The following is a 6,346-nucleotide window of genomic DNA, read 5'->3' as shown; positions in this document are numbered from 1 at the left end:
AAAAATACAAACCTTGTTATTGCCAAACAGCTAAAGATAAACTTAGCGAAAGCAAAAACGCCCTATCCCAAATAAGATTATTTACCCTCCCCCAGGATAATCTCATCCCAACCCCACCAACAAAGATGACAATAAGATTTACATGCACTCATGATATGATCCATTCTTTTAAAACGAAAAACATACCAATCAAGAAAACTAAAAAATACGTCAGAAAACCTATCCAACTCGAGAGCCCCTAACAGCCTAAACCAAAGGATCTTAAACTCAATATCACACAGGATAATGCGCTAATGTGAACCCTGTATGTTTTTAATCTTCATGAGAACCATACAAAACAGCAGAGGTAAAATGCAAGAGGTCAAAATAAAATCAAAAGCACCTAAATAATCGCTATAAACCTGCTGTTATCAACATAGAATGAGAAAAATAATTGATTCAATTCACTTTTTTTTCTCTAAATTTACCAATAATAAAGAATTTATTCGGATGAAAAAAAAAAAATAAAAAAGCTTGACAAAAAAGACTCTGTAAAAATCCACAAAGCTTGTGGATAACCATACAATTTTTATTAATTTTCTCTACTCTTTTATGGTGAGAATCACTGCATATTCCCCTCTTAAAAAAGGCAATGCGCAAAATTGCAGCGCGCACCCAAGTTAATCGAGCTCTCCGTATTTTCAGAAAATAAAAAAACCAGCATCCATAGGGATGCTGGTTTGATTCCTAAAAAATTTGATTTTTAACAAAATCGCAAAAACTTAAACGTTAAGAGCCTTCAAACGTTTTGCTAAACGCGATACTTTTCGTGCTGCAGCATTTTTATGAAAAACCCCTTTGGAAACAGCACGCATAATTTCAGGTTCAAAATTCTTAAATGCTATTTCCGCACATGCCTTATCGCCACCAGCCAAAGCATCATCAAATTTACGCATGAAGGTACGAACGCGTGAACGGCGAGCTCGATTAACTTGGGTGCGCGCTGCAACTTTGCGCACTGCCTTTTGAGCCGAAGGTGTATTCGCCATAAATATATCTCTCTTTCAACTCACTGGTAGGAACAGCCTAAGTGATACCCCTAACCAATACAAACAAATCTAAACCAAACTATAAAGTTGTTGATAACTGCGCAGCTTATAGCGCAATCCTTAAGCCAACGTCAATCGAATTCTCAAAAGTGGAGCATAAAAAAGGAAAATCATTCCCTTGATATCCCACTTAATCGTTTTAAGACACTCCTAAACGAACAGATGCGGTTTAAACTGCCAGATTACGCAAAACATATTGCAAAATTCCACCATGATGCAGATAATCCAGCTCATCTTCAGTATCGACACGGCACAATAATGGAACAGCTTTTATCGTTCCATCAGCAAAAGTGATTGTAGCCACAGTTTTCTGACGGGGTTTTAAGTCATGAATTCCTTCAATCGTTACCTTTTCATCTCCTCTTAAACCAAGTGATTGCCAACTTACACCAGCTTCAAAAACAAAGGGTACAATCCCCATGCCAACGAGATTAGAGCGATGAATCCTCTCAAAAGACTGAGCAATCACCGCTTTTACACCAAGAAGATTGGTACCTTTAGCCGCCCAATCACGAGATGACCCATTGCCGTATTCAATACCAGAAAAAACAACGAGCGGAACACCTTCCCGCTTATACGCCATTGCTGCATCATAAATTGTTTGCTCTGTTCCTGATGGATAGTGAACTGTATAGCCTCCTTCACGACCATTCTCCCCTAACATAAAGTTACGAATGCGAATATTGGCAAAGGTCCCCCGCATCATAACTTCATGATTCCCACGACGCGTTCCGTACTGGTTAAAATCAGCCACTTTAACCCCATGATCAGTTAGATATTTTCCAGCAGGAGAATCAACTTTAATAGAACCAGCAGGAGAAATATGATCTGTCGTGATTTTATCACCAAACAAACCTAGGATTCGTGCTTCTTTAATATCTGATAGCACCTCAGGGATTTTCTGCATATTATCAAAATAAGGCGGATTACGCACATACGTTGATTGCTCATCCCAAGAATAAGTAACACCCGTGGGAGCTTGAACTTTTTGCCAATTTTCGTCTCCCTTAAAGACATCCGCGTATTTTTCGACAAAAATCTTACGTGTAATATTCTTCTCGATAAATTCCTGTATCTCTTTAGAAGTTGGCCAAATGTCTCTCAAGTAAACCGGTTGCCCATCTGAACCTTCACCAAGAGGTTCTTTGGTTAAATCTTTACGTACTGTTCCAGCCAAAGCATGTGCGACAACCAGCGGTGGCGAAGCTAAATAATTGGCTTGCACATCAGGCGATACACGCCCTTCAAAATTACGGTTTCCTGAAAGAACTGCAGCAGTGATTAAACCATTATCATTAATCGTTTTTGAAATAGCTGGATACAAAGGACCAGAATTTCCTATACACGTCGTGCACCCAAAACCGACTAAGTTAAACCCTAGTGTATTTAAATCTTTTTGCAGACCTGAATTGATAAGATAAGCCTCAACGACTTGCGAGCCAGGCGCAAGAGAAGTCTTAACCCACGGTTTACTCTTGAGACCTTTCGCTACAGCATTACGTGCCAAAAGACCTGCAGCAATAAGAACGCTTGGATTTGATGTATTCGTACAAGAAGTAATTGCAGCAATCACCACATCACCATGACCAAGTGTGTATTCCTTACCCTCAACTCTATAACGGTCCTCTTGCCCAACAGTCTTCTTATAGTCACTAGACAATGCTACCTCAAAACCCTGTCCAACACTTTCTAATGCAATACGCCCTTCAGGACGTTTAGGACCGGCCATAGAAGGCACAACACTTTCCATATCTAATTCAATTGTATCACTAAAAATGGGATTGGCGATCATCTCGTCATGCCACATCCCTTGTGCTTTGGAATAAGCTTCTACTAGAGCAATCCGACTTTTATCACGCCCCGTCATATTGAGATAACGCACTGTTTCTTTGTCAATTGGAAAAAAACCACACGTTGCCCCATATTCTGGTGCCATATTCGCAATCGTCGCCCGATCAGCGAGTGTCATGTGCTCCAAACCTGGACCAAAAAATTCAACAAACTTACCAACAACACCCTTCTTGCGTAAAATTTGCGTAACCGTCAACACTAAATCAGTAGCAGTTACGCCCTCCTTAAGCCTACCTGTTAGACGGAAACCAATCACTTCAGGCAACAACATAGAGACAGGCTGTCCTAACATTGCCGCCTCTGCTTCAATACCACCAACACCCCAACCTAAAACGCCTAAACCATTGACCATAGTTGTATGCGAATCCGTCCCTACACAAGTATCAGGATAGACCGTCTGAGACCCTTCTTCATCTTTTAGCCAAACACATTGTGCTAAATATTCTAAATTCACCTGATGGCAAATTCCCGTTCCTGGAGGAACAACGCGAAAATTTTGAAAAGCTTGCTGTCCCCACTTAAGGAAACGATAACGTTCGCTGTTGCGTTCATATTCACACTCAACATTGTCGTTAAAAGCCATAGAATTACCAAAATAATCAACGATAATAGAATGATCGATGACGAGATCAACAGGAATGAGAGGATTGATTTTTTCAGCGTTTCCTCCAAGTTTGACCATGGCATCACGCATCGCAGAAAGGTCGACAACAGCAGGAACACCTGTGAAATCTTGCATAAGAACACGTGCGGGGCGGTAGGCAATTTCCGCACCAGCGTTGCCTTTGTCATTTAACCACTTAGCAATGTTTAGAATATCTTCTTTTTTGACCGAACGTCCATCCTCAAATCGTAACAAATTTTCGAGAATAACTTTCATTGAAAACGGCAAATGAGAGACACCCTTGAGTCCATTCTTCTCCGCTTCGATCAAACTATAATAAGTATATTCTTTGCCACAAACATCTAAAGTTCTACGACAATTAAAACTATCAATTTGAGACATGACCGTCCACCCTCATACTACAAACCACCCAATTTCACGGAATGAACAACACAAACTACGAGTCAAGGTCGCAGCTTGAGCGCAGACGCGATCACCTCCACCATTCATTTCCCCCTCCACCTTCTCATCGGCAAATTCGGAAATCGGCGCCAAAAACCACTCTACACCAGATATTGATGTAACAAACGTCTTATAGAACTATTTCTAGAACTATTCTAGGTACAATTGCATAAAAAACATGTTTTTTTTATCCTATAATGCAATAAAGATTATAGAAATCAGAAGCAAAATAGGTAATGACATGGTGTTATCAGGTAAAGATTTAGCGGCTTACAGAAATGAAACTGTTCTGTTCCAAGATCTTTCTTTTTGTTTGTTCCCACAGCAACTTATGACAATTACAGGTCCAAATGGAATCGGGAAATCTACATTACTACGAATCATTGTTGGTCTTTTTGACGCTGCTGAAGGTCATGTAATCCTTAAAGACCATGAAAAAATATACCCTGTAGCAACCGCATGTCATTACCTTGGTCCCCAAAATGCTATGAAACCTTTCCTCTCCATCATTGATAATCTGCAATTTTGGTCAGCATTTTATGGGCAACATCTACGCTATCCACACGAAGCCCTTGCTGATATTGGTCTCTCAGATCTTGGACACTTACCCTTCAACGTTTTGTCAACAGGACAAAAAAGACGTGTAGCCATTGCCCGCCTTTTGCTCTCCTATCGACCCATTTGGATTTTAGATGAACCAATATCTGGAATTGATAGTCACGCTCAAACTGTTCTTGCCAATATTTTTCAGCACCATCTCAACCAAGGCGGTATGATTATCACAGCAACCCATAGTTCTCTCGGCATCCCAGAAAACCATAAAATCGCCCTAGAAAAATTTTTACCTTCCCAAGAGAGAATAGAATGAAGGCACTATTCTGGCGTGATCTTAGATTAATCTTAGCACCACAAGCTTCTTCGTTAACAGGGCTTTTGTTTTTTATTGCTGTTATCATGATAACTCCCTTCGCCATTGGGCCAAATCCAAAAGTTCTCGCACAAATAGGGCCAGGGATATTATGGATTGGAGCCCTTCTCGCAGGGCTCCTAAACTTAAATAAACTTTTTCAAACTGATCGCGATGATGGAAATCTTGACCAATTCATCCTTTCTGGACAAAGACAAAGTTTCACACTGATTGTATTTATCAAATGCTTTGCACATTGGGTGGGAACTATGCTTCCGCTTATTTTGGCTACTCCTATTTTAGCATTCATACTCCATTTAGATGCAATGATAACTTTTACAACAATGCTCTCCCTTTTATGCGGTACACCCGCCATTATTTTTATTGGTGCTATAGGCGCAGCCCTTGCAACGTCGTTGTTATACAGCACTCTTCTTACTTTCATCATCATTTTTCCGTGGATCATTCCAATCATGATTTTTGGTGTTTCGGCTGCTATAGCCCCAGTAAATCCAAATATCTCTTTTCTCACTGCCTTGGCTCTTCTTATCGCTTTTTCGCTTCTTTTGAGTCTTTTTAGCTCTTTTGTTGCAGCTATAACGCTCAAGTTTTTATCAGAATAGCAAAAGATTATTGCCGTAAAGCTAAACTCTGCCTATTATAAATTGCATGAATGGAATATCTCGCATACATAAAATGAGGTCACTCCCTGCAAGTTTTACCCGTTTTATGAAAATAACTAGTGCCGTTTTGCCTTGGTTAACCAGTATAACATTGTGTTTTCTGGTCTTAGGGGTTATTCTGATTATGCGTTCCCCTGATGACTATCAACAGGGTATCACCGTTAAGATTATGTACATTCATGTACCATTCGCGTGGCTGTCTACGTTCTGTTATATAATAATGAGTGCCGTTGCACTAGGAAGTCTGATTTGGAGATATCATCTTGCTGATGTGGCACTCAAATGTGGAGCACCCATTGGTGCAATTTTTACAGCCCTAGCCTTGATAACAGGAGCGCTTTGGGGACGGCCGACATGGGGAACATGGTGGGTATGGGACGCACGGCTAACATCAGTTTTAATCCTATTTTTTATTTACCTTACCATTATCATGCTTGCTCGCGCTTTTGATAACCAAGTAAAAGCTGCACGCGCTACAGCAATTCTAACACTCGTGGGATTTGTGAATATCCCCATTATCAAATTTTCCGTTAATTGGTGGAATACACTGCATCAATCAGCATCGCTGTTACGTTCAGGAGGAACAACAATTGACCGTGCTATGCTATGGCCCCTTATCACAATGATATTTTGTTTCACCTTTATGTTTATTTTGCTCTATTTGATGGCTATGCGAAATGAAATCAATCGTCGTCATATCCAAATACTTCAGATCAAAGAAGCCCGCCGTGCAAAATAACAGGACTCTTCA

At 40.3% G+C, this 6,346-nt stretch carries 5 protein-coding genes; 3 read left to right on the top strand and 2 right to left on the bottom strand.

Translation table 11 applies throughout. The features are described from left to right. Positions 1-761 precede the first annotated feature (761 nt). Together rpsT and acnA are read right to left on the bottom strand one after the other, a co-directional pair. A complete protein-coding gene (gene rpsT / locus ACKC4Y_RS09135) occupies positions 762-1,028 on the bottom strand; it encodes a 30S ribosomal protein S20 (RefSeq protein WP_409361412.1) in 267 nt (88 codons plus the stop codon). Between the two features lie 229 nt (positions 1,029-1,257). Continuing rightward, on the bottom strand, positions 1,258-3,945 hold the full coding sequence (gene acnA, locus ACKC4Y_RS09130; RefSeq protein ID WP_409361411.1) for an aconitate hydratase AcnA: 2,688 nt from the start codon (positions 3,943-3,945) through the stop codon (positions 1,258-1,260). A 301-nt stretch (positions 3,946-4,246) separates the two neighbouring features. Between acnA and ccmA the strand changes: the two genes are divergently transcribed. The 3 genes from ccmA to ACKC4Y_RS09115 are packed head-to-tail and all read left to right on the top strand — an operon-like array spanning position 4,247 to position 6,334. Then, positions 4,247-4,873, top strand: a complete 627-nt coding sequence (gene ccmA / locus ACKC4Y_RS09125; RefSeq protein WP_409361410.1) for a heme ABC exporter ATP-binding protein CcmA — start codon at positions 4,247-4,249, stop codon at positions 4,871-4,873. Beyond that, positions 4,870-5,535: a heme exporter protein CcmB gene (ccmB, locus tag ACKC4Y_RS09120; protein ID WP_409361409.1), complete on the top strand. Its 666-nt coding sequence runs from the start codon at positions 4,870-4,872 to the stop codon at positions 5,533-5,535. The genes ccmA and ccmB overlap by 4 nt, the downstream gene beginning before the upstream one ends. 46 nt (positions 5,536-5,581) lie before the next feature. Then, positions 5,582-6,334, top strand: coding sequence for a heme ABC transporter permease (locus ACKC4Y_RS09115; protein WP_409361408.1), 753 nt, complete (start codon positions 5,582-5,584; stop codon positions 6,332-6,334). The last annotated feature ends 12 nt before the right edge of the window (positions 6,335-6,346 follow it).

The organism is Bartonella heixiaziensis (assembly GCF_046245125.2).
GTDB lineage: Bacteria > Pseudomonadota > Alphaproteobacteria > Rhizobiales > Rhizobiaceae > Bartonella > Bartonella heixiaziensis.
This window is presented reverse-complemented; position numbering and strand designations above follow the sequence as displayed.

Excerpts from the sequence above, each read along its gene's own strand:
- acnA (WP_409361411.1), bottom strand. The coding sequence starts at position 3,945 with ATGTCTCAAATTGATAGTTTTAATTGTCGTAGAACTTTAGATGTTTGT.
- rpsT (WP_409361412.1), bottom strand. The coding sequence starts at position 1,028 with ATGGCGAATACACCTTCGGCTCAAAAGGCAGTGCGCAAAGTTGCAGCG.
- ccmB (WP_409361409.1), top strand. The coding sequence starts at position 4,870 with ATGAAGGCACTATTCTGGCGTGATCTTAGATTAATCTTAGCACCACAA.
- ACKC4Y_RS09115 (WP_409361408.1), top strand. The coding sequence starts at position 5,582 with ATGAATGGAATATCTCGCATACATAAAATGAGGTCACTCCCTGCAAGT.
- ccmA (WP_409361410.1), top strand. The coding sequence starts at position 4,247 with ATGGTGTTATCAGGTAAAGATTTAGCGGCTTACAGAAATGAAACTGTT.